The sequence below is a fragment of the Cellulomonas sp. GbtcB1 genome (genome assembly GCF_019091725.1).
GTDB lineage: Bacteria > Actinomycetota > Actinomycetes > Actinomycetales > Cellulomonadaceae > Cellulomonas.
Genome location: NZ_JAGXJG010000422.1, coordinates 1 through 245 on the forward strand (window position 1 = coordinate 1; position 245 = coordinate 245).

1 pseudogene is annotated in these 245 nt (G+C 79.6%); it reads left to right on the forward strand.

Features of this window, described 5'->3' with window-relative positions:
• A pseudogene (locus KVT14_RS20910) lies at positions 1–245 on the forward strand (phosphohydrolase); the annotation flags it as partial.

The following is a 245-nucleotide window of genomic DNA, read 5'->3' on the forward strand; positions in this document are numbered from 1 at the left end:
TCGCGGGCGACCGCGGCACCAACCACCGGGCCCGGTCCGCCCTGCTGGCGGACTGGCGGTCCGCCGCCGGGCGCCGGCTGCCCGAGCTGCTGGCGTCCACCGGGCAGCGCGCGGAGCGGCACGGCGAGCTCGCGTACCTGATCGAGCCGGACCTCAAGGAGGCCCGCGGCGGCATCGGGGACGCGGTCGTGCTGTCCGCGCTCGCCGCCACCTGGCTCACCGACCGCCCGCACGGCGCCGTCGAC